Genomic DNA, 20680 nt, shown 5'->3' on the forward strand with positions numbered 1-20680 from the left:
ATCAAATTTTTTTGTCCTAAAAATTAAATAATGGAGCTGATACACGTTTCCCTTTCAACACAATAAAATCATTGTTAATAAAAACTCCTATCTTTCTCAACGTTTCAAAGCTTAATCTTCCCTCTTTTCTCAGTAAAATTATTTTCTTTGCCTTATTAATTCCCACACCAGGTATTCTTATTAGCTCATCAAAAGATGCTTTTGAAATATCTATGGGAAAGAATTCAGGATGGTTTAGTGCCCACCTTAATTTTGGATCTAAATTTAAATCCAAATTTTCAGAATCTTCGAATATTTCGTCTAAAGTAAAATTGTAAAACCTCAGTAGAAAATCTGCTTGATAAAGTCTATGCTCTCTCATAATACTTTCGCTAGTATTCGGTAGGCGCTTATCTTTATTTATAGCAACATATCCAGAATAATACACCCTTTTTAATTTGTAATTTCTGTAAAGTTTTGAAGCAAAAGATAATATCTTTTTATCACTTTGTTTTGATATTCCAACTATTAACTGTGTGGTTTGACCATCTGGTGAAAATGGTTGTATTTTGTATTTTCTTCTTTGATGAAAATACTCTTCGTATTTTTCTGCAGCTATTGAAAGTGGTTTTTGAATATCTTCAGGTTTTTTTTCCGGTGTTAAAAGATAAAAATCATTTTTTCTTAAAAACTCTACATTAATACTTATTCTATCGGCAAAAACTCCCGCCTCATTCACAAGCTTTTCATCTGCACCTGGAATTATTTTCAGATGAATATACCCTGGAAAATTTTCCTTTACTCTCAATTGTTTAACCACTTTCAACATCTGTTTCATAGTATAGTTTGGATCTTTAATAACCGCCGAACTTAAAAACAAGCCAACAACATAGTTTTTTTTGTAAAGAGTGGTAGTTATTTCAACAAGTTCATCAACGGTAAAAGTTGCCCTTTCAATATTGTTAGATCTCCTATTAATACAATATGCACAATCATACACACATGCATTTGAAAATAACACTTTCAATATGGGCCTTAGCTTTTTTACACTTTTACTATAGTAAACATACCTTTCGTTGGTTCCAAAAGAACACGAAACATCATATTTTGCGTGCTCTGTTAATAATTTTAATTTTCTTTCTAAAACCATATAACCACCCCTTATATATACATTTGTATATATTATATCACACTTTTCACTTGACTCAAAAAAGAACGGTGATATAATTTTAATGGTACCCATATGGGGAGGGATAAGCGAGGTGAAGAAAATGGAAGAAAAAACATCATTTACCATAACGGGAATGACTTGTGCAAACTGTGCCAGAACCATAGAAAAGGCATTACTTAAATCTGAAGATATAGAATTTGCCGCAGTAAATCTTGCAACAAATACAGGTTTTGTTGTGGGCAAAAACATTGATATGGAAAAAATCAAAAAAATTGTTGAAAGTGTTGGATATGGAATATCCGATAAACCAGCTGAAAAAATTGAAGAAGAAAGATACAAGCGTATAAAGAAAAACCTTATAGTTTCTCTTATATTCACAATTCCAATATCTATATTGATGATCATAAACATGTTTTTCCAAAAAATCTCATATTTTACATTCTTAGAGACTGTGTTTGGAGCAATTGTTACTTTCTACGCAGGTCGAGATACTATAAAAGGTGCATGGATTGCCCTTACACACAAACACACCAATATGGATACATTAATATTCTTCGGATCAATTGCCGCATGGTCAACTTCTGTTTTATCTTTACTTGGAATTGAAATTGGTTCATTTGGTGCAATTGGAACTATGATTATTTCATTCCATTTACTTGGAAGATTCATAGAATCATATCTTAGGGATAAAGCAGCAAAAGAAATTAAAAGTCTTATAAACCTACAAGCAAAAGAAGCCAGAGTTATTTCAGAGAATAAAGAACTAATGCTACCTATTGAAGCTGTAAAAGAAGGAATGATTGTTTTAGTAAAACCGGGAGAGAGAATTCCGATAGATGGTGAAATAATTGATGGAAAATCTGGCATTGACGAATCAATGATTTCCGGTGAATCATTACCTGTGGAAAAAGGAATTGGTGATGAAGTAATCGGTGGTTCATTAAATTTAACAGGAGTGTTAAAAATCAAAGCAACAAAAATAGGTAAAGACTCTTTTCTTTCACAAATGATCAATCTAATAAAAGAAGCACAAGGAGCTAAAGTCCCAATCCAAGCACTTGCAGATAAAATAACCAATTGGTTTGTTCCTGTAATAATATCACTTGCAATATTTAGTGGTCTTTTCTGGTACTTTGGTTTTGAAAACTTTTATCCTCTCATAGAAAAAGCAAGTAATTATCTTCCGTGGATACTAAAAACCAATAATCCAGTTTCTTTCGGTATATTTGTATTCGTTGCAACAATCGTCATAGCATGTCCATGTGCACTCGGACTTGCTACACCTATGGCATTGATTACCGGTACAGGGCTTTCTGCAAAAAGAGGTCTTTTAATTAGAAATGCAGAATCAATACAAACAATGAAAGACATAAAGTACGTTTTAATGGATAAAACGGGAACAATTACCGAAGGACATCCAAGTGTCGTTGAACACAACTTAGATGAAATGACTTTAAAAATTGCTGCATCTATAGAAAAAAACTCAAATCATCCATTGGCAAAGGCTATTTCGGACCTTACAAATGAATATATACAAGTAGACAATATAAATGAAATTTCCGGTGAAGGAATAGTAGCCAATGTCAACGATATAGAATATTTTGTCGGAAAACCTCTTGATTATTCAAAATACTCAGAACTAACTGAAAAAGGATACACAGTAGTTGAAGTAAGGGAAAACAAAATTATAAAAGGGTATATAGTCATCGTAGATCCCATAAGACCTGATACAAAAAACTCAGTAAAAATTTTGAAGAATATTGGTATAACACCTATTATGGTAACAGGTGATAATGAAGAAACAGCAAGACAAGTTGCAAAGCAAGTGGACATCGAAACATATTATGCACAAGTAAAACCAAATGAAAAATTGGATATTATAAGAAAATACCAAGCTAAAGGACAAAAGGTCTTAATGGTTGGTGATGGAATGAACGATGCCGCAGCATTAAAAGGGGCAGATGTAGGTATAGCAATTGGAACTGGAACAGATCTTGCTATAGAAAACGCAGACATAATAATTACCAAAGAAGGGATTTCTAAAATAGTGGATGCAATAAAAATTTCACAACTTACTTTTAAAGTTATAAAACAAAATCTCTTTTGGGCATTCTTTTACAACATAATAGCAATCCCCATGGCTATGATGGGGTTATTACATCCTGCAATAGCAGAAGCTGCAATGGCTTTTAGTTCAATTACCGTTATACTCAACTCATCTAAAATAAACGAAAAAAGATACGTTAAAACACTTTTGGATAACGAAAAAAAAGCTTGTTGTATGTAAGGAGGTGATATATGTGTTATTTCTTTTGGCCTACAGGTTGGATAGGCGGAATAATCCAAATGATTCTCGGAATTATACTTCTTGAATTTTTAATATTCATTGGGTACAAAATAATAAACAATGTATTTTTAACAAACAATAATCCATTAAAAATTTTAAACGAAAAACTTGCAAAAGATGAAATTACAGAAGATGAATACTTAAAAATGAAAAAAATATTAAAAGAGAGATAAGATTATGATTAGAGTCTGTAAACATGTCATAGATTTTGAAAAAATTCTGGAGATTATTAAAGAACAAGAATACAATGTAGAAAATTGTGTGGATAGATGTGATATTTGTCGTGGAGAGAAAAAACCTTTTGTTATAAAAGACGAAGAAGTCTTAGTGGCGGATTCCTTTGAAGAATTTGAAAAATTAATGAAAGAATAGGAGTAGATTAAAATGGAAAAGTTCGAATTGAAAGTTCCAAATATGTCCTGTCATCACTGTGTTATGAGAATCACAAAGGCTTTAGAAGAATTGGGAGAAAAAAATTTCAAAGTAAAGTTAGAAGAAAAAACTGTTATAATTGAAACCTCAAATTTGGAGAAGGTAAAAGAAAAACTTTCAGAAATAGATTATCCCGTTTCAGAGATTAATAAAATATAAATAGCCCCAAAGGTGGGGCTATTTTTTATAACCTTATCTTTCCTTCGTACAATGGAAATCTTTCACACAAATCTCTTACCTTTTTCTGTACATCTTCTACTATACTATCATCTACATTCCCCTCTTCATCTTTCACATTTTCTAGTACTTTTACTATTAGTTCTGCTATTTCTTCCATTTCACTTTCTTTCATACCTCTTGTTGTAAGTGCAGGAGTACCAAGCCTTATTCCACTTGCAACAAATGGTGATCTTGTTTCATTTGGAATTGTGTTTTTATTAACGGTAACATGACATTTACCCAATGCTATTTCTGCTGCCTTTCCAGTAACATTAAGAGGATTTAAATCAACCAACATTAAATGCGTATCTGTACCACCAGAAACAATTCTTAATCCTCTTTTTTCCAATTCTTCTGCCAATTTCTTTGCGTTCTTTACAACTTGATTTTGATATGCTTTAAACTCATCGGTCAACGCTTCTTTGAAACAAACAGCTTTTGCAGCAATAACATGCATCAAAGGACCACCTTGAATACCAGGAAAGATAGATTTATTTATTGCCTTGTAAAGTTCTTTATCGTTTGTAAGAATCATACCACCTCTTGGTCCCCTTAAGGTTTTATGCGTGGTACTTGTAACAATATGTGCATACTCTGCGGGGTTTGGATAAATACCTGCAGCAACAAGTCCAGCAAAATGTGCCATATCCACAATTAAATAAGCTCCAACCTCATCAGCTATTTCCCTAAATCTCTTAAAATCTATTATTTTAGAATATGCACTTCCACCTGCTATAATGATTTTTGGTTTGTGCTTTAAAGCAAGTTCTCTTACTTCATCATAATTAATTACTTCTGTCTCAGAATCAACTCCATAAGATACCACGTTATATATCCTTCCAGAAAAGTTAACAGGCGCACCATGGGTAAGATGTCCTCCGTGACTCAAAGACATCCCCATTATTGTGTCACCAGGTTCTGAAACAGCAAAATACGCACCCATGTTTGCCTGTGAACCAGAGTGTGGTTGTACATTTGCATACTTCACATTGAACAATTCTTTTGCCCTATCTCTTGCTAATTTTTCTGCAACGTCAACCCATTCACATCCTCCGTAATACCTTCTACCTGGGTAACCCTCTGCATATTTATTTGTTAAAACACTACCCATGGCTTCTATTACCGCAAGAGATGCAAAATTTTCAGATGCAATAAGTTCTAGTCCATATTCCTGTCTATCCCATTCTTTTAATATAACTTCGTATATCTCAGGATCAACTTTTTTTACATTTTCCCACACACTTATCCCTCCTATCAAAGTTGTTCAGTTATATTCTAACATTAATAACAACGTTTAAAAGCTCCAAAATTACCATTTATTCTCAATTTTCAACAAAATTCAACAACAAACTCCATTTTTTTTTTATTCTGTTAGCTATGAAAACTAATATAAAAATCAATCAAAATTTTAAAAAATACGTTTAGCGTTTATTTCATATGAATTTACTCCCGATCAAAAAAATCTCACAAACAAAGCATTCAATAACATTCCACACTCATAAATTAAAATAAATCACATTTAAAATTAACACAAAAACAAAATTGACGAAATACAATTTTGTTGGTATAATAAAGGCACAAAATCAAAGATTTAGGAGGGATAGGTATGAAGTTGAAAAAAGGTTTTACTTTGGTTGAACTTTTGATAGTTTTGGCAGTTATTGCTGCATTGTTATCTGTTGCAACACCTCTTGCAATTAACGCAGTTAAAAGCGCAAAAGCAAGTCAAGTAGCACAGAACTTCAGATCAATAAAATCCGCTATTGAAAATTATTTCAACACAGAAACTCCTAGCGATCCCACAAATATTCAAAACAGCGATTTGGAAAACGGTTATATAAACAGTTTTCCAGCAAACTTTTCATTTACAATTTCAGATTCCGGAAATGGTGTTTATACGGTAACCATCACGTACACAGGAAAAGACGTAGCACTTGATAAGGTTCAAAAAGCAGGATTAAAAGAAGTAGCTCAAAACGGAGACAATTTAGAGCTTACATTCGATCTCCAAAAATGGTGGTAATTTAAGAAAAAGGTCATAATACTAAGAAAAAAGAAAATAACATTTCATAAATATGTATAAACCAAAAAAATGGCCCTTTACATTACAGGGCCATTTTTTGATATAATCATGTTAGTTGATTGAAGCAATCAACTAACATGGAGGGATAAAATGCTAACAACGTCGCTGGAAAAGATCCTTAAATTTTCCTGGAAACAAAAGACAATTACCGCAAAACAAATTACAAATTCCTTGGGACTTGAAAAATCCACTGTATCAAGAAATATTTCAAAACTAAGAGAAAAGGAAATACTTTTAAAAGTTAACGAAATATCTCCGTCTTCACTTGGCGGAAGAAAAACTATTGTTTATTCATTCAACAAGGAAAAAGCATACGTTCTTGGAATTTCCATAGAACAAGATGGGATTGAAGTTGTAAAAACCAATCTCTTTTCTGAAATAATATATAAAAAAAAGTTAAACAAAAAAATATCAAAAGAAAATATAACAGAAGAAATTGATAAGATTTTAAAAACTCATCAAGATGTAATAGGTGTTGGAATTTCTATTCCAGGCATTGTTAAAAACAACACAGTAATTTTTTCTGAAGCTTTAAATCTTAAAAACTTCAACATTGTAAATAATTTAAACGCCTCAATTCCCATGTTTGTTGAAAAAGATTCGTTATGTGGAGCTATAAGGTATTCCTTAAAAAATAAAAACATTATTTATTTTCAATTTTCCATACCATATTACGTCAACGAACCAGTGGGATTTGGCGTGGGACTTGTCTTAAATGGAAAACCATATTATGGAAACAGCTTTTTTGCTGGTGAATACAAATTAAACAAATGTATATACAATCAAAAAATCCCTTTAGAAAAATTTTTCGACTTAGAAGTAAATATAGACAATTATCTTCAGAAAGTTTCCGAAAAAATAGGTGTCATTTCAAGTGTATTTGATCCAGAAATCATGGTTATAGGAGGAAATATCACTTTACTTCCACAAATTTCACATATAAAAGAATATCTAATGTCTGAAATATACATGATTAACAATAGAAATATTGAAATTAAGATAGAAGATGGTAGGGAATTTGTAAACGCAGAAGGAGCAGCCATAAACGTTTTAAACACAATATTTTCCAACAAAAAATGGCTAGAATATTTTTACAAGAAGGTGATTTACGGTGCTTGATGACTTTGGAAATTTACTATTTATAGGATTTCAACAATCATTAAACACAGAAATAATAAAAAAGTACAATCCCACAGGTGTAATTTTATATCCCAAAAATATGGAAGATGTTTATTTATTACAAATAATTATGGAAAAACTCTATACTCTAATGGACCATGGGTATAGATTTCTCATATCCTCAGACCACGAAGGAGGTCAACTTGAAACCATACCTAACATTTTTCCCTCACCTGGAAATCTCGCAATAGGAAAAGTGGGCAGAGCATACAGTTACGGTGAATACCTTGGCAAAATGTTGAAGATGCATGGATTTAACATGGTATTTGCTCCTGTTGTCGATGTAAAACACCCCAATTCAAGTCATGTCACTGGTTTTAGAGCTTATTCAAGCGACCACAAGATTGTCGAAAAAAGCGCAAAAGAATTTATCCTTGGCCTAAAAAAACACAAAATTGCAGCAACATTAAAACATTTCCCAGGACATGGAAAAGCAATAGAAGATTCCCACTTTACACTTCCTGTAGTTAAAGACTTTGTTGAAAATGATAACGATATATTAATATTCAAAAACTTGTCAAAAGAAGTAGATTTCATTATGACTGCACATATACTTTATCCCAAAATCGATAATGTAATCGCTACACTATCAAAAAAATTCCTAACAAATATCTTGAAAGAAAAGTATAAATACAACGGATTAATAATCTCAGATGCACTAGAAATGAAAGCGTTATATGACAATTACTCTCCCAAAGAAATTATCAAAAAATTCTTTGAATCAGGTGGAGATATCTTATTAATAGGCGATATAGAAAAGCATTTTGAAATTGTAAATACATTTTACTCGATGATTAAAAACAAAGAACTTGATGTTGATTTTCTAAAAGAAAAAATTTCCAAAATAAAAAAAATAAAGGAAAAATATATAGAACCCACATATTATGCAAGATTTCTTTCAGATATTGCAAAAAAAGCCATAGAATACAACCTTAAATCACCTACAAAAAACCCCGACTTTTTAATCCCCACTCCAAAAAATCTAAGCCTTGCAGACACCTCAGAAAAAGATTTAAAACATTTAAAACTCTTAATTAAAACAGAATTTCCAAAATCAAAAATTTTTGAAAAAAAATACGAATTTGAAGACACGGTAGTTTATTTTGTCTTAGACAAAGTAAAAAAAATACGTGCAAAAAGGGTTGTCTACGTATTTTTAAGAAAATTTTTTAACACAACAAATGAATATATTCTTCCATATTCTTCTAAATTAATATCCATATACCATGTCTTACAACTTCTAAAAGGGGAGGGATTAACATGAGAAAATTTTTAGTGATTTTTTTAGCTTTGATTGTCATATTTAGTTTTGCAAAAACCAAACTCACATTTTGGGGATTTATGATGAACGATGAACACGCAAAAAAGGTGTTAGAAAAGTTCATGGCAGAAAACCCTGATATTGAAGTAGAGTACGTACAACTTTCTTGGTCAAACGGTTTTGACAAAATAGTAACAGCAATAGCAGGTGGAGAAGATTTAGACGTTGTTGAACTAGGAAATACTTGGGTTGCAAACTTTGCTGAAAGAAAAGCACTTGAAAACATGGATAATTTCTACAAAACATATGGAAACAACTATGTAGGTTGGGATACAGTATACTATGAGGGTAGTTATTGGGCAGTTCCTTGGTTACTTGGAACAAGGGCACTATTCTACAATCTAGATCTTTTTGACAAGGCTGGGTTAGATCCAGAAAATCCACCAAAAACTTGGGAAGAACTTTACAATGCTGCAAAAGATATAGATTCACTTGGAGAAGATATATACGGCTTTGGTATGCCCGCAGGTGAAAATTACAGTCCTTGGCAACAATGGTTCTTACCCGCTGTTTGGGGAACAGGCGGAGATATTATCTCAGAAGATGGAAAAAGAGCACTTCTTACCTCATGCAAGGTAAATGAAACGGCAAAGTTCTATAAAGCACTTTCAAAGTACTCTCTTAAAACCAAACAAGCAGATCTTGCAAAAGCATTTGGAGAAGGGAAAATTGGTATGTATGTAAGTGGAGCATGGGATATTGATTATCTTGAAACAAATTATCCAGAATTACCATTTAACGTCGTATTTATCCCCAAACCTGCATCATGGTATGGAACACACGCATCTTTTGCCGGCGCAGAAGTACTCGCTATTATGAAACACTCAAAACATAAAAAAGAGGCACAAAAACTAGTAGAGTTTCTGATAAAACCTGACATTGCTATGGAAGTTGCGATGATTTGGCCAGCAATATTCCCATCTCACGTTGATGCGGGAAAAGATCCTTGGTTTGAAGATCATCCAATGCACAAAGTATTTTATGAACAAAATGCATATGCAAAACCTGTTCCGCCTATTCCTGCGTGGCCAAAAGTGCAGGCAGTACTAACAGAAGCTATAGAAAAAATAATATTGGAAGATGCAGACGTTGATTCTGTGTTATTCGAATACAACATGAAAATTCAAAAGATATTAGATGGTGAATAAAAAGGTTCCCCTGCCATATGGCAGGGGATTATTGGGGTGGTTAGTTTGAAAAAAAAGGTAAGATATAATTTGGAAACTTTTCTTCTTCTTTCACCTTTTTTAATATTATTTGCGGTATTTGGGATATTTCCCATAGTATACTCATTTTTTATGAGTTTCACTGATTACTCTGCTCTAAGTCCAGAATTTAACTTTGTCGGCTTAAAAAACTACATAAAAGCATTCCAAGATGAAGTCTTTTTAGTCGCATTGAAAAACACGGTAATTTTTGTAGTGGGAACTATTCCATTTACCACTGTATTTTCACTATTACTTGCCGTACTTATAAACAGCAAATTTCTTCCACTAAAAGATTTATTTAAAGCAGGTTTTTTCTTACCATCTGTTATTTCCATGGTTGTTATATCCACAACATGGATGTATCTTTACAGTGCTGATGGTTTTTTCAACAAAATGTTAGAATTCTTTGGACAAAATCCTATTCCAACAAGTTGGCTTGCTAACACAAAAACAGCCCTTTTATCTATAATGATAATGGATATTTGGGCTGCTATTGGATATTATACCATCTTATTTCTTGCGGGGCTCCAAAGTATACCTCAGCAGCTATACGAAGCCGCAGCAATAGATGGTGCAAATAAAACAAAAATGTTTTTTAAAATCACCCTTCCACTTTTAAAACCAACTATGTATTTCGTTATAGCATTAAATACTATAAGATCTTTTCAAATATTTTCGGAAATATTCACAATGACAGGTGGAGGACCTATGAACGCAACACAAACTATTGTACACTATCTATACATAGTAGGTTTTAGAAACTTTGAGATGGGTTATGCTTCTGCAATAGCGTACATACTTGTATTAATCATCTTAACTATAACATTATTACAGGGAAAACTTCTTAGGAGTGAAAATTTATGAAAAAGTACCTACTCTTAATCTTAATGTTTGTACTATTAATCTTATCTCTTTTTCCAATGATTTCTATGTTTTACACCGCAGTAATTCCTAGCGGTAATTTGACTAAGGTTATTAAAGAACGGTATATAAACGATTTTGAAACAAAATACGCTATATATTTAAAAAGAAAAGTAAAGGGAAACTTTAAACTGATAAATGATTCTTCCCAAAGTACAAAATCAATTCTTGCAAATGGTGATATAACACTTTTAACGGATAAACTCGACATAAGAGTAGCAAAACATATCGAATTTTGGGCAAAAGGTAATGAAAATTTTTCCGTTGAAATCATTGATGCGTTTGGAAAAAACACAATAAAAAAATTTAATGGTAGTAATGATTGGTATAAATATACCATAAGTGATATAAAAGGAATTGATTTAAGATATATTTCAAAAATAATATTTCACTTTAATGATAAACATTACCTAGATGATGTAAAACTTATTTATAAATTTCCAACTCTTTTAAATTTCGTTAACGTTTTAAAAGAAGATTTATTTGGAAGGTATATATTTAACAGTTTTCTTGTTTCTACAATTGTCGTTATTGGAAATATTATCTTCTCCACTATGGTCGCATATGCTTTTGCAAGGAGAAAATTCTTTGGAAAAAATCTACTTTTTTCCATAATTCTCGCAACTATGATGATTCCACCTCAAGTAACCATTATTCCCATATTCATTTTAATGAAAAAATTTGGATGGATAGATACCTACTTTGCACTTACAGTTCCCATGCTTGTAACACCTTTTAGCATCTTTTTATTAAAACAATACATCGAACAACTACCAGTTGAATTAGAACAAGCGGCATACGTAGATGGTGCAAATACCTTTCAAATACTTTTTAAAATTGTATTCCCATTATCAAAACCAGCTATTGCAGTTATGGCTATAAACACCTTTATTGCAACTTGGAATGACCTTTTCTATCCCCTTGTTATGACAAATTCAAGGGAGATGAGAACAGTGCAAGTAGGACTTGCCATGTACCAAAAACTAAATCAAATAGATTGGCCAAGGTTAATGGCCGCTTCTTCTATAATTGGTATTCCAGTAATTATTGTATTCTTAGTTTTCCAAAAACAGATTATTTCAGGGATTACAAAGGGGGCTTTAAAAGGATGAATTACACATATTTAGAAATCACACGTATTCCAAAACTTTTAAAAATGATAGGAAATTACTCTCTTGAATTTTCCAATTCAAAAATGTATACATTTGTTGGTTGTGGTTCTTCGTACAACCTTGCGTATACTGCTTCAAATGTCTTAAAAAATTTTGGGATAAAATCAAATGTGATGACAGGTGGAAAAGTGGTAGCCTTTAATTACGCTCCAAAGACAGATGTGGGGATATTTATCTCAAGAACAGGTGAATCAACGGAAACAGTTAAAGCCGCTGAAATTTTTAAGGAACACGGGATACACACAATAGGTATTACCTGCGAAAAAGGCACATCTCTTGAAAAAGTCTGCTCGCAAACATTTTCATTTGATTTTTTACACGAAGAAAGTATTGTAATGACTGGTTCTTTTGTATCAATATTACATTTCCTAATAAAAAAAGAAAACATTGACGAAATTTCTTCAAAAATAATCTACGATTCTGAAGTGATACTTGATAAAATAAACTTAAAAGGGTACAACCATTTTGTGTTTTTGGGATTTGATGAAGAATACGGTATCTCAAAAGAAGGAGCACTAAAAATTCAAGAAATGGCTAAACAATTTGTAGAGTTTCATGAACCTTTAGAATATAGACATGGTCCTATTTCAAGATTAACTGAAAATTCCCTTGTTGTAATTAATTCCAAAGATACCAAGTATGAATTTCAATTGAAAAAAGAGCTTGAAAAACATACAAAAGTAATTTATTTGGGAAAAAACGGAGATTTAGATATAGAATACAACAAAGGGCTTGAAACTCCTTTAAAAATTATTTTTTCACAAATTCTTGCATACAAAAAGGCAATAATTTCCGGTTTAAACCCAGATAAACCGGATAAGTTATCAAAAAGTGTGATACTTTAGGAGGAAAAATATGGTTGTGGAAAAAGCGCTTATTGTAGACCCCATTGAAGGTGAATATACAGGGGATGTGGAGTTTGAAGAAGAGATTATAAATATAAAAAGATATGATTGCACTCCTAAATACGTTTTAATGCCGGGTTTTGTTGATACACATACACATGGATATATGGGAATAGATTGTATGAACGCAAACAAGGAGGATTTTGAAAAATGGGCAGAATACGTATCAAAAGATGGCGTAACATATCTATTTCCAACAACTGTTTCTCACAACTTTGAAAAATTAAATAAAGTAACAGAAAACTTTTCAAGCGCTAATCATCACTCTCTTATTGGACTTCACTTTGAAGGTCCATTTATCAATCCCAAAAAATCCGGGGCTCAAAATATTGGATATATAAAAGATTATGAAGGGAAATTGCCATCTTTAAAAAATGTGAAGATTATAACCTTTGCCCCCGAAATAAATGGTGCAGAAAGGCTGTTAAAATCTCTTCCAAATAATATAGTTCCATCAATTGGTCATTCAGATGCACCGTACGAATTATTTAAAAAATTCTTAGAAACAGGCGTAAACAGAATTACCCACTTTCCAAATGCTTTGTCTTCTATGCACCATAGAAACATAGGAATAGTAGGTGGTGTTTTTCTTCATAAACCTTATGTAGAATTAATCGTTGACTTTATCCATTCTTCCCCTGAATTTATAAAGCTGGTATACGACATAATAGGTCCCCCAAAAATTATACTTATAACCGATAGCATATCCGCAACTGGTTTAAAAGATGGAATATACGAGCTTGGAGACCTTCTTGTAAAAGTAAAGGATAAAACAGCAAAACTTGAAGATGGAACACTTGCGGGAAGTACATTAAGATATATAGAGGGAGTTAAAAATTTCAAAAAAATTACAAACTGCTCTTTACAGGAGCTTTCTCTTGTATCATCTTTCAATGCTTTACAAAATTTAAATTTTAATATGGGAAGAATAAAAAAGGGATATATAGCAAAATTCGTGCTTTTAAACGAAAATTTAGATATTTTGAAAATATTCCAATGAAATAAATAATTGCATCAATAAAGATATGGTGATATAATCTTAACGAAAAAATCAAAATAATAAAACATCTAGGGTACCAAGCGGTTTAAAAGGGAACTCCGGTGAAAGTCCGGGGCTGCCCAGCAACCGTAACCGGGGACGAAATCCACAAAATGCCACTGGGAATTTTTCCTGGGAAGGCGTGGAGAGTAGGTTGATCCGGGAGCCGGGAGACCTGCCTTAGATGTATGGACTCCACAAAAGCTAGGGGCTTTTTGTGGGATTTTTCGTTTATAAAGGAGGGAGATTGTGACATTAAGGGAAAAAGTTATTCACAGATTAAACAACCTTACAAAACCTGTCGGAAGTTTAGGATATCTCGAAGAAATAGCACTTAAAATAGCCTTAATACAAGAAAAAGAAATTCCGGAACTTTTTAAAGACAAAAGAGTGTATGTGTTTGTGTCGGACCATGGTATTGTCGAAGAAAATGTTTCGGCTTATCCAAAAGAGGTTACGTATCAAATGGTTTTTAACTTTTTAAACAAAGGAGCTGCAATTAACGTCTTCTCTAATCACGTTGATGCAAATGTATATGTGGTAGACGCCGGAGTGGACTATGATTTTGAAGACCATCCCTTCCTCATTAAAAAGAAAGTGGGGTACGGTACAAAAAATTTTTCCAAAGGTCCTGCCATGACCAAAGATGAGGCACTCCTTTCTATTAACTACGGAAGACAAATTGCAAATGATGCCATTGAAAGTGGCGCTGATTTACTCGCCATAGGGGATATGGGAATAGGTAACACAACAACGGCAACGGCAATGGCAGCTGCATTTGGATATAACATAGATGACATTCTGGATATAGGAACTCCCATAGATAATGAAAGGTTAAAAAATAAGAAAAAAGCGGTAGAAAGGGCAATAGAGATAAACAAACCGGATAAAAATGATGCGCTAGATGTACTGGCAAAGGTGGGAAGTTACTGTATAGGTGAGATGGCAGGATTTATATTACAGGCAGCGGAAAAGAGGGTTCCGGTGGTAATAGATGGATTTCCAACGACAGCGGGATTTTTACTAGCATACAAGATGGATGAAAAAGTAAAGGAATATGCGTTATTTGGACACAAATCAAAGGTAAAAGGACATAAGGTGATAATGGATAGTTTAGGGGTAAGACCGATATTAGATCTTGATATGAGACTTGGAGAAGGTACTGGTGCGGTTTTATCAATGCCCATTATAGAAGCTGCAATTAAGATGATAAGGGAAATGGCTACTTTTGAATCTGCAAATGTTTCAAAGGGAGTGGATCAGGAGGTTGCAAGATGAAAAATATATTACTTGTAGCACATGGAAGTAAAGTTGAAGAAACAAAACAAATTGTCTTCAAATACTTCGAAGATATTAAAAGAAAATACCCAAATACAAAGTTAGGCTTTATGGAATTTAACACCCCAAGTATAGATGACGCATTGAAAGAATTCTTGAATGAAAATGTAACTAAAATATACGTGTTACCACTTTTTCTCTATGAAGGCAACCACATAAAAAAAGATATCCCAGAAATTATATCTAAATACAAAATAAACGCAACTATTCTTCCACCTCTATTGTACGACAAAAGAATATCAGAAATTTTGTTTGAAAGGATTGAAAATTTATGAAATTTTCAAATCCTATGGAAATAGAAAAAAGAAGCTTTTTTCTCATACAAAAAGAGCTTAAAAAAGAACATCCAAAAGAAATATTAGATATCGTAACACGTGTTATACATGCAACAGCAGATTTTGAATACGAAGAACTACTTATATTTTCAAACAATCCTATTGATGCCTTCAAAAACGCTATTAAAAACGGAGAGAATATAGTAACAGATACAAACATGATAAAGGCAGGAATAAATAAAAGTATATTGGAAAAATACAATGTAAAAATTAATTGTTACGTCGAGGATGAAGATGTAAAAGAAATTGCACAAAAAAGACAAATTACCCGTTCTATTGCCGCAATGGAAAAGGCTTTAAATAAAAATAATTCAATATTTGTAATTGGCAACGCACCTACAGCCCTTTTTACACTATGTAACTACATAGAAAAGGGAACATTTTACCCAAATGTGGTTATTGGTGTACCTGTAGGATTTGTTGGTGCAAAAGAGTCAAAAGAACTTTTGTTAAAACAAAATGTACCTTCAATAACCACAAAAGGGAGAAAAGGTGGAAGCACCGTTGCAGTTGCAATAGTTAACGCTCTGTTAAAGATGGTGGAAAATGAATAGATATGGATACACAACTGGCTCATGTGCAGCTGCAGCTGCTAAAGCAGCAACTTATATACTCTTCAACAAAAAAATAATTAAAACAATAGAAATTGATACACCAGCGAAAATCAAACTTGAATTAAACATATTCTACATCGAAAAGGGAAATAATTACGTAATATGCGGTATAAAAAAAGATGCCGGTGATGATCCAGATGTTACACATAATATGATTATTTATGCAAAAGTTGAAGAATCAGAAAAATTTTTGATAACAGGCGGTGAAGGTATTGGAATTGTCACAAAAAAAGGTCTCCCTGTAGATGTAGGAAATTATGCAATAAATCCTGTTCCTAGAAAAATGATTGAAAGAGAAGTAAAAAAGGTACTTCCCAAAGAAAAAAATGTAAAAATAACTATATTTGCACCTGAAGGTGTAAAAATAGCAAAAAATACTTTAAACGAAAAATTGGGGATAATAAACGGGATATCAATTTTAGGTACCACTGGTATAGTGGAGCCTTTGTCAAAAAGCGCATATAAAAAAACTATCGAACTTGAAATAAAAATGGCAAGTGCAGAAAGTAAAGAACTATGTTTGGTATTTGGAAACTACAGTAAAAAATACGCAAAAAAGAATATTCCAATGGTCACCATGGGAAATTTTGTGGGATTTTCCCTGGAATGTGCTGTAAAATACGAAATAAAAAAAGTTTATCTAATTGGACAAATAGGAAAAATGATAAAGGTGGCAGGAGGAATATTTAACACACATAGTCACATAGCTGATGCTAGAAATGAGATATTCACTGCATATCTTTCGGTAAACGGCTATAACTCAGATATACTAAAACAAACTTTGCAAGCAAATACCACAGAAGAAATTTTAGAAATAGTTAACGATAAAAAAATTTTTAAATTTATATCTCAAAAGATAAAAAAAAGGTGCAAAGAATATATAAAAGGGCAATTGGATGTAGAAGTATTAATCTTTTCACTTAAAAAAGGAATACTATTCAAAACTTGGAGTGATTCAATTGATAACCATTGTGGGAATAGGACCCGGTAATCCAAAATATATTACCCTTGAAGGTTTAGAAAAAATCAAACAAGCAAAAGTATTAGTTGGTGGGAAAAGACACCTAGACTTGTTTGATTGTGAGAAGAAAATAATTATAGATAAAAACTTTGACATCTCAACACTTTATAGCTATGAAAACGTTGTTATTCTTGCATCAGGAGAACCAAGCTTGTACGGTATCGCAAATACTATATTAAAACACATTAAAAATGTGGAAATTATTCCTGGAATAAGTTGTGTTCAATATATGGCAAGTAAAATAAAAATAAGCCTAAATAATCTAAGGGTTATAAGTCTTCATGGAAAAGAAGAAGATTTCATATCAACATTAAAAAAAGAAAACGTCTTTTTATTTACCGATAAAATTAGAACGCCACAATACATAGCCAAAAAATTAGTTGAAAACGAAATGTTAAACTACTCCATATTCGTTGGTGAAAATTTATCTTATGAAAATGAAAAGATATACAAATTTCCAACAAAAAAACTTTTAAATTTTGAAAAAAATTTTGAGATAAACTCCGTAATCATATTAAAGGAGTAAAGATATGTTCTTAGATGATGAATTTTTCCATCACGAAAATACACCTATGACAAAACAAGAAATTAGGGCAATAATACTATCAAAACTAAAGTTAAAAGAAACTGAAATCTTTTGGGATATTGGTGCAGGAAGTGGTGCAATATCAATAGAAGCATCTTACTTTTGTAAAAAAGTGTATGCTATTGAAAAGGAAAAAGAACGTATTAATACAATCAAAATAAACATACAAAAGGCGGATAGAAAAAACATCGAAATAATTCACGGTATTGCACCCGATGCTTTAAAATTTCTTTCTAAACCGGATAAAGTATTTGTAGGTGGAAGTGATAACAACACTGAAAGTGTTTTAGAATGCATAGAAAATATCTTGCCAAAAAGAATAACAATAAGTGCCATAACACTCGAAACTCTATATACCACAATAAAATTTTTTAAACATTACAACAGCGAAATTATACAAGTGGGAATAACAAAGATAAAAAAAGGAAAAAAGCACATGTTTTTATCAAACAATCCTATTTTTCTCATAACATTTTGGAGGTGAAGCTTATACTATTTGGAATAGGCGTTTTGCCAGAAAACCTAATTACAAAAAAAGCACAAGAAATATTACAATCTACTAACTACATTTTCTGTCCTAAAACAGAAAGTGGAAGCATTGCATATGATATTGTTAAAAAATATACAAACGAAAAAATCGAATTTTTAGAAATATCCATGAAGGAAAGAAAAAAAGTTGATATATCCAAAATCGTAGAACAATTAAAAGAAGAAAAAGATGTTGCATTTGTAACCATTGGAGATCCAAATCTATACAGTACCTACATATACATAGCAAGAGAAGTTGAAAAGATAGGATTTAAAACACAAACCATACCAGCGGTAAACTCTATATCTTATGCCGCTTCAAAATTAAACATTCCAATTTCAATAAAAAACGAAGGCGTAGCAATAGTTCCTGGAACAAATCTTGAACTTTTAAAAAAAGCATCGAAAATTTTTGACAATATCGTTATCTTAAAACCCAAAAATTTGGAAAAAATAAAAGATGTACTAGTTGATTTCAACACATTTGTCGCTGAAAAACTCGGCACCTTAGAAGAGAAAACATATAATTTTCTTCCGGAAAAATTACCATACATGTCAATAATCATGGCAAAAAGGAGAGAAAAATAAATGGTTTATTTCATTGGTGCAGGGCCGGGCGATCCTGAACTTATCACCCTTAAAGCATACAAAATTCTTCAAAAATGCGATGTAGTAATATACGCAGGCTCTTTAGTCAACAAAGAAATCTTAAATTTCACAAAAAAAGATGCAAAAATATTTGACAGCTCTAAATTAACTCTTGAAGAGATTATTGATATATACAAAAAATACAAAGAAAAAGATATTGCAAGACTACACACAGGAGATCCTTCCATATATGGTGCAATAAACGAACAAATTTATTTTTTAGAAGAGATGAATATTCCATATGAAATTATTCCAGGGGTAAGTTCTGCTTTTGCAGCGGCCGCAAAGATTAAAAGTGAACTTACAGCTCCAGATATCTCACAAACAGTTATATTCACAAGGTATGGAAAAAATATACCAACCCCGGAAAACATTAAAGAGCTTGCAAAACATAAGTCAACGCTTATTATCTTTTTGAGTGTCAATTATCTCAGTGAAATAGTTGAAACATTAAAAACAGAGTATCCGATAGATACACCTGTAAAAGTTGTTTACAAAGCAACTTGGAAAGATGAAAAAATAATACATGGAACACTTGAAAACATAACAGAAAAAGCAAAAGAAATCAAAAACACCGCCCTTATATTCGTAGGTGAAGTATTCAAGAAAAAAGATACATTTTCAAAACTATACGACAAAAATTTTTCACATAAATTTAGGAAGGTAAAACCATGAAGATAGCAACTATTACACTAACAAACAACGGAAAATGTGTTGCTGAAAAGATTAGAAAATACATAAAAACAGATATATTTACTAAAAAAGATAATATATTACCTCTTAAAGATTTCGTCAAAAGGATCTTTCACAAATATGATGCACTCATACTTATTATGGCAACTGGTATAGTAGTAAGAACTATTTGTGGATTTATAAAGGACAAATACACAGATCCTGCAATTGTTGTTATAGACGAAAAAGGAAAAAATGTAATAAGTCTTTTATCTGGACACGTCGGTGGTGCAAACGAACTTACACTAAAAATCGCAAAAATCTTAAATGCAAATCCTGTAATAACCACAGCAACTGATTTAAACAACGTTCCTGCGATAGATTTAATTGCAAAAAAATACAACTTTGAAATTGAAAATAAAGAAAATATAAAAGTTATATCTTCTATGCTCGTTAATAATGAAAAGGTTGATTTCATTGTCGATGATTACTTAAACATAGATATAAAGAGTACTGTATACAAAAATTCCAAAGCACAGGTATACATAACAAACAAAATAGTAAATAGTGAAAAAACACATGTAATATTAAGGCCAAAAAATATAGTAGTAGGTATAGGTTGTAAAAAAGATATTCCCTTTAAGCAATTATTATCCGAATTAGAATTTTGTTTCAAAAAACTAAATTTATCACTAAAAAGTATATGCACCATTACATCGGCAGAAATAAAGAAAGATGAAAAAGCGATAATAGAATTATCAAAATACCTAAAAGTTCCAATAAAATTCTATACTTTACAAGAAATAAAAAAAATAGAACACTTATTTGAATGTTCTAGTTTTGTAAAAAAAACATTTGGAATATGTGGCGTTTCAAGACACAGCGCTTATCTTGAAAGTAAAGGAAAAGAAATGCTATTCCACAAAAAAAATGGGATTACCATATCAGTTTGGAGGAAGTAA

Annotated in this window: 23 protein-coding genes and 1 riboswitch; of the genes, 21 read left to right on the top strand and 2 right to left on the bottom strand. The window is 31.8% G+C overall.

Annotated features, from left to right (window positions below):
* Positions 1-16: 16 nt before the first annotated feature.
* Entirely contained in the window at positions 17-1129 is a 1113-nt protein-coding gene (locus tag TMEL_RS03605; protein WP_012056906.1) for a putative DNA modification/repair radical SAM protein, read from the bottom strand.
* A gap of 121 nt (positions 1130-1250) precedes the next feature.
* Between TMEL_RS03605 and TMEL_RS03610 the strand changes: the two genes are divergently transcribed.
* The 4 genes from TMEL_RS03610 to TMEL_RS03625 are packed head-to-tail and all read left to right on the top strand — an operon-like array spanning position 1251 to position 4088.
* Positions 1251-3437, top strand: a complete 2187-nt coding sequence (locus TMEL_RS03610; RefSeq protein ID WP_041426180.1) for a heavy metal translocating P-type ATPase — start codon at positions 1251-1253, stop codon at positions 3435-3437.
* Between the two features lie 11 nt (positions 3438-3448).
* The gene (locus tag TMEL_RS03615; protein WP_012056908.1) at positions 3449-3670 is read left to right on the top strand and encodes an SHOCT domain-containing protein; all 222 of its coding nucleotides are present in this window, start codon (positions 3449-3451) and stop codon (positions 3668-3670) included.
* A 4-nt stretch (positions 3671-3674) separates the two neighbouring features.
* Positions 3675-3869, top strand: a complete 195-nt coding sequence (locus tag TMEL_RS03620; RefSeq protein ID WP_012056909.1) for a hypothetical protein — start codon at positions 3675-3677, stop codon at positions 3867-3869.
* A 12-nt stretch (positions 3870-3881) separates the two neighbouring features.
* On the top strand, positions 3882-4088 hold the full coding sequence (locus tag TMEL_RS03625) for a heavy-metal-associated domain-containing protein (RefSeq protein WP_012056910.1): 207 nt from the start codon (positions 3882-3884) through the stop codon (positions 4086-4088).
* A gap of 25 nt (positions 4089-4113) precedes the next feature.
* On the opposite strand, the gene glyA is transcribed toward TMEL_RS03625, so the two are convergent.
* A complete protein-coding gene (gene glyA, locus TMEL_RS03630; protein WP_012056911.1) occupies positions 4114-5388 on the bottom strand; it encodes a serine hydroxymethyltransferase in 1275 nt (424 codons plus the stop codon).
* 366 nt (positions 5389-5754) lie between these two features.
* On the opposite strand from glyA, the gene TMEL_RS03635 reads away from it, so the two are divergent.
* From TMEL_RS03635 to cbiG, 17 genes are all read left to right on the top strand, one after another.
* Positions 5755-6171 (top strand): type II secretion system protein, encoded by a 417-nt coding sequence (locus tag TMEL_RS03635; protein ID WP_012056912.1) that lies wholly within the window; start codon positions 5755-5757, stop codon positions 6169-6171.
* A gap of 150 nt (positions 6172-6321) precedes the next feature.
* On the top strand, positions 6322-7350 hold the full coding sequence (locus TMEL_RS03640; RefSeq protein WP_012056913.1) for an ROK family transcriptional regulator: 1029 nt from the start codon (positions 6322-6324) through the stop codon (positions 7348-7350).
* Positions 7343-8674 carry a glycoside hydrolase family 3 N-terminal domain-containing protein gene (locus TMEL_RS03645; RefSeq protein ID WP_012056914.1) on the top strand — a complete coding sequence of 444 codons (1332 nt, stop codon included), beginning with the start codon at positions 7343-7345 and terminating at the stop codon, positions 8672-8674. The genes TMEL_RS03640 and TMEL_RS03645 overlap by 8 nt, the downstream gene beginning before the upstream one ends.
* Positions 8671-9879, top strand: a complete 1209-nt coding sequence (locus TMEL_RS03650) for an extracellular solute-binding protein (RefSeq protein WP_012056915.1) — start codon at positions 8671-8673, stop codon at positions 9877-9879. The genes TMEL_RS03645 and TMEL_RS03650 overlap by 4 nt, the downstream gene beginning before the upstream one ends.
* 36 nt (positions 9880-9915) lie before the next feature.
* On the top strand, positions 9916-10803 hold the full coding sequence (locus tag TMEL_RS03655) for a carbohydrate ABC transporter permease (protein ID WP_012056916.1): 888 nt from the start codon (positions 9916-9918) through the stop codon (positions 10801-10803).
* A complete protein-coding gene (locus tag TMEL_RS03660; protein WP_012056917.1) occupies positions 10800-11972 on the top strand; it encodes a carbohydrate ABC transporter permease in 1173 nt (390 codons plus the stop codon). The genes TMEL_RS03655 and TMEL_RS03660 overlap by 4 nt, the downstream gene beginning before the upstream one ends.
* Entirely contained in the window at positions 11969-12877 is a 909-nt protein-coding gene (locus TMEL_RS03665) for an SIS domain-containing protein (protein WP_012056918.1), read from the top strand. Before TMEL_RS03660 ends, TMEL_RS03665 begins: the two co-directional genes overlap by 4 nt.
* 10 nt (positions 12878-12887) lie before the next feature.
* Positions 12888-13937 carry an N-acetylglucosamine-6-phosphate deacetylase gene (gene nagA, locus TMEL_RS03670; protein ID WP_012056919.1) on the top strand — a complete coding sequence of 350 codons (1050 nt, stop codon included), beginning with the start codon at positions 12888-12890 and terminating at the stop codon, positions 13935-13937.
* 54 nt (positions 13938-13991) lie between these two features.
* Positions 13992-14173, top strand: a riboswitch (cobalamin riboswitch).
* Positions 14174-14225: 52 nt separating this feature from the next.
* Positions 14226-15254, top strand: coding sequence for a nicotinate-nucleotide--dimethylbenzimidazole phosphoribosyltransferase (cobT, locus tag TMEL_RS03675; protein ID WP_012056920.1), 1029 nt, complete (start codon positions 14226-14228; stop codon positions 15252-15254).
* The gene (locus tag TMEL_RS03680) at positions 15251-15589 is read left to right on the top strand and encodes a sirohydrochlorin chelatase (RefSeq protein WP_012056921.1); all 339 of its coding nucleotides are present in this window, start codon (positions 15251-15253) and stop codon (positions 15587-15589) included. The genes cobT and TMEL_RS03680 overlap by 4 nt, the downstream gene beginning before the upstream one ends.
* Positions 15586-16203, top strand: coding sequence for a precorrin-8X methylmutase (locus tag TMEL_RS03685; RefSeq protein ID WP_012056922.1), 618 nt, complete (start codon positions 15586-15588; stop codon positions 16201-16203). The genes TMEL_RS03680 and TMEL_RS03685 overlap by 4 nt, the downstream gene beginning before the upstream one ends.
* Positions 16196-17254, top strand: coding sequence for a cobalt-precorrin-5B (C(1))-methyltransferase CbiD (gene cbiD / locus TMEL_RS03690; protein ID WP_012056923.1), 1059 nt, complete (start codon positions 16196-16198; stop codon positions 17252-17254). Before TMEL_RS03685 ends, cbiD begins: the two co-directional genes overlap by 8 nt.
* Positions 17214-17810, top strand: coding sequence for a precorrin-6y C5,15-methyltransferase (decarboxylating) subunit CbiE (gene cbiE, locus TMEL_RS03695; protein WP_231109766.1), 597 nt, complete (start codon positions 17214-17216; stop codon positions 17808-17810). Before cbiD ends, cbiE begins: the two co-directional genes overlap by 41 nt.
* 4 nt (positions 17811-17814) lie before the next feature.
* Positions 17815-18354 carry a precorrin-6Y C5,15-methyltransferase (decarboxylating) subunit CbiT gene (cbiT, locus tag TMEL_RS03700; protein WP_012056925.1) on the top strand — a complete coding sequence of 180 codons (540 nt, stop codon included), beginning with the start codon at positions 17815-17817 and terminating at the stop codon, positions 18352-18354.
* Complete coding sequence (locus tag TMEL_RS03705) at positions 18351-18986, top strand: precorrin-2 C(20)-methyltransferase (protein WP_012056926.1); 636 nt, start codon at positions 18351-18353, stop codon at positions 18984-18986. Before cbiT ends, TMEL_RS03705 begins: the two co-directional genes overlap by 4 nt.
* Complete coding sequence (gene cobM, locus TMEL_RS03710) at positions 18987-19721, top strand: precorrin-4 C(11)-methyltransferase (RefSeq protein ID WP_012056927.1); 735 nt, start codon at positions 18987-18989, stop codon at positions 19719-19721.
* Positions 19718-20680: a cobalt-precorrin 5A hydrolase gene (cbiG, locus tag TMEL_RS03715; RefSeq protein ID WP_012056928.1), complete on the top strand. Its 963-nt coding sequence runs from the start codon at positions 19718-19720 to the stop codon at positions 20678-20680. Before cobM ends, cbiG begins: the two co-directional genes overlap by 4 nt.

The organism is Thermosipho melanesiensis BI429 (genome assembly GCF_000016905.1).
Taxonomy (GTDB): Bacteria; Thermotogota; Thermotogae; order Thermotogales; family Fervidobacteriaceae; genus Thermosipho; species Thermosipho melanesiensis.

Bases quoted from the DNA above. Each gene is read 5' to 3' on its own strand.
- cbiG (WP_012056928.1), top strand. From the start codon at position 19,718: ATGAAGATAGCAACTATTACACTAACAAACAACGGAAAATGTGTTGCT.
- TMEL_RS03665 (WP_012056918.1), top strand. From the start codon at position 11,969: ATGAATTACACATATTTAGAAATCACACGTATTCCAAAACTTTTAAAA.
- TMEL_RS03685 (WP_012056922.1), top strand. From the start codon at position 15,586: ATGAAATTTTCAAATCCTATGGAAATAGAAAAAAGAAGCTTTTTTCTC.
- cbiT (WP_012056925.1), top strand. From the start codon at position 17,815: ATGTTCTTAGATGATGAATTTTTCCATCACGAAAATACACCTATGACA.
- TMEL_RS03620 (WP_012056909.1), top strand. From the start codon at position 3,675: ATGATTAGAGTCTGTAAACATGTCATAGATTTTGAAAAAATTCTGGAG.
- TMEL_RS03640 (WP_012056913.1), top strand. From the start codon at position 6,322: ATGCTAACAACGTCGCTGGAAAAGATCCTTAAATTTTCCTGGAAACAA.
- TMEL_RS03605 (WP_012056906.1), bottom strand. From the start codon at position 1,129: ATGGTTTTAGAAAGAAAATTAAAATTATTAACAGAGCACGCAAAATAT.
- TMEL_RS03650 (WP_012056915.1), top strand. From the start codon at position 8,671: ATGAGAAAATTTTTAGTGATTTTTTTAGCTTTGATTGTCATATTTAGT.
- TMEL_RS03615 (WP_012056908.1), top strand. From the start codon at position 3,449: ATGTGTTATTTCTTTTGGCCTACAGGTTGGATAGGCGGAATAATCCAA.
- TMEL_RS03635 (WP_012056912.1), top strand. From the start codon at position 5,755: ATGAAGTTGAAAAAAGGTTTTACTTTGGTTGAACTTTTGATAGTTTTG.
- TMEL_RS03610 (WP_041426180.1), top strand. From the start codon at position 1,251: ATGGAAGAAAAAACATCATTTACCATAACGGGAATGACTTGTGCAAAC.
- cbiD (WP_012056923.1), top strand. From the start codon at position 16,196: ATGAATAGATATGGATACACAACTGGCTCATGTGCAGCTGCAGCTGCT.
- TMEL_RS03680 (WP_012056921.1), top strand. From the start codon at position 15,251: ATGAAAAATATATTACTTGTAGCACATGGAAGTAAAGTTGAAGAAACA.
- nagA (WP_012056919.1), top strand. From the start codon at position 12,888: ATGGTTGTGGAAAAAGCGCTTATTGTAGACCCCATTGAAGGTGAATAT.
- cobM (WP_012056927.1), top strand. From the start codon at position 18,987: ATGGTTTATTTCATTGGTGCAGGGCCGGGCGATCCTGAACTTATCACC.
- TMEL_RS03660 (WP_012056917.1), top strand. From the start codon at position 10,800: ATGAAAAAGTACCTACTCTTAATCTTAATGTTTGTACTATTAATCTTA.
- TMEL_RS03625 (WP_012056910.1), top strand. From the start codon at position 3,882: ATGGAAAAGTTCGAATTGAAAGTTCCAAATATGTCCTGTCATCACTGT.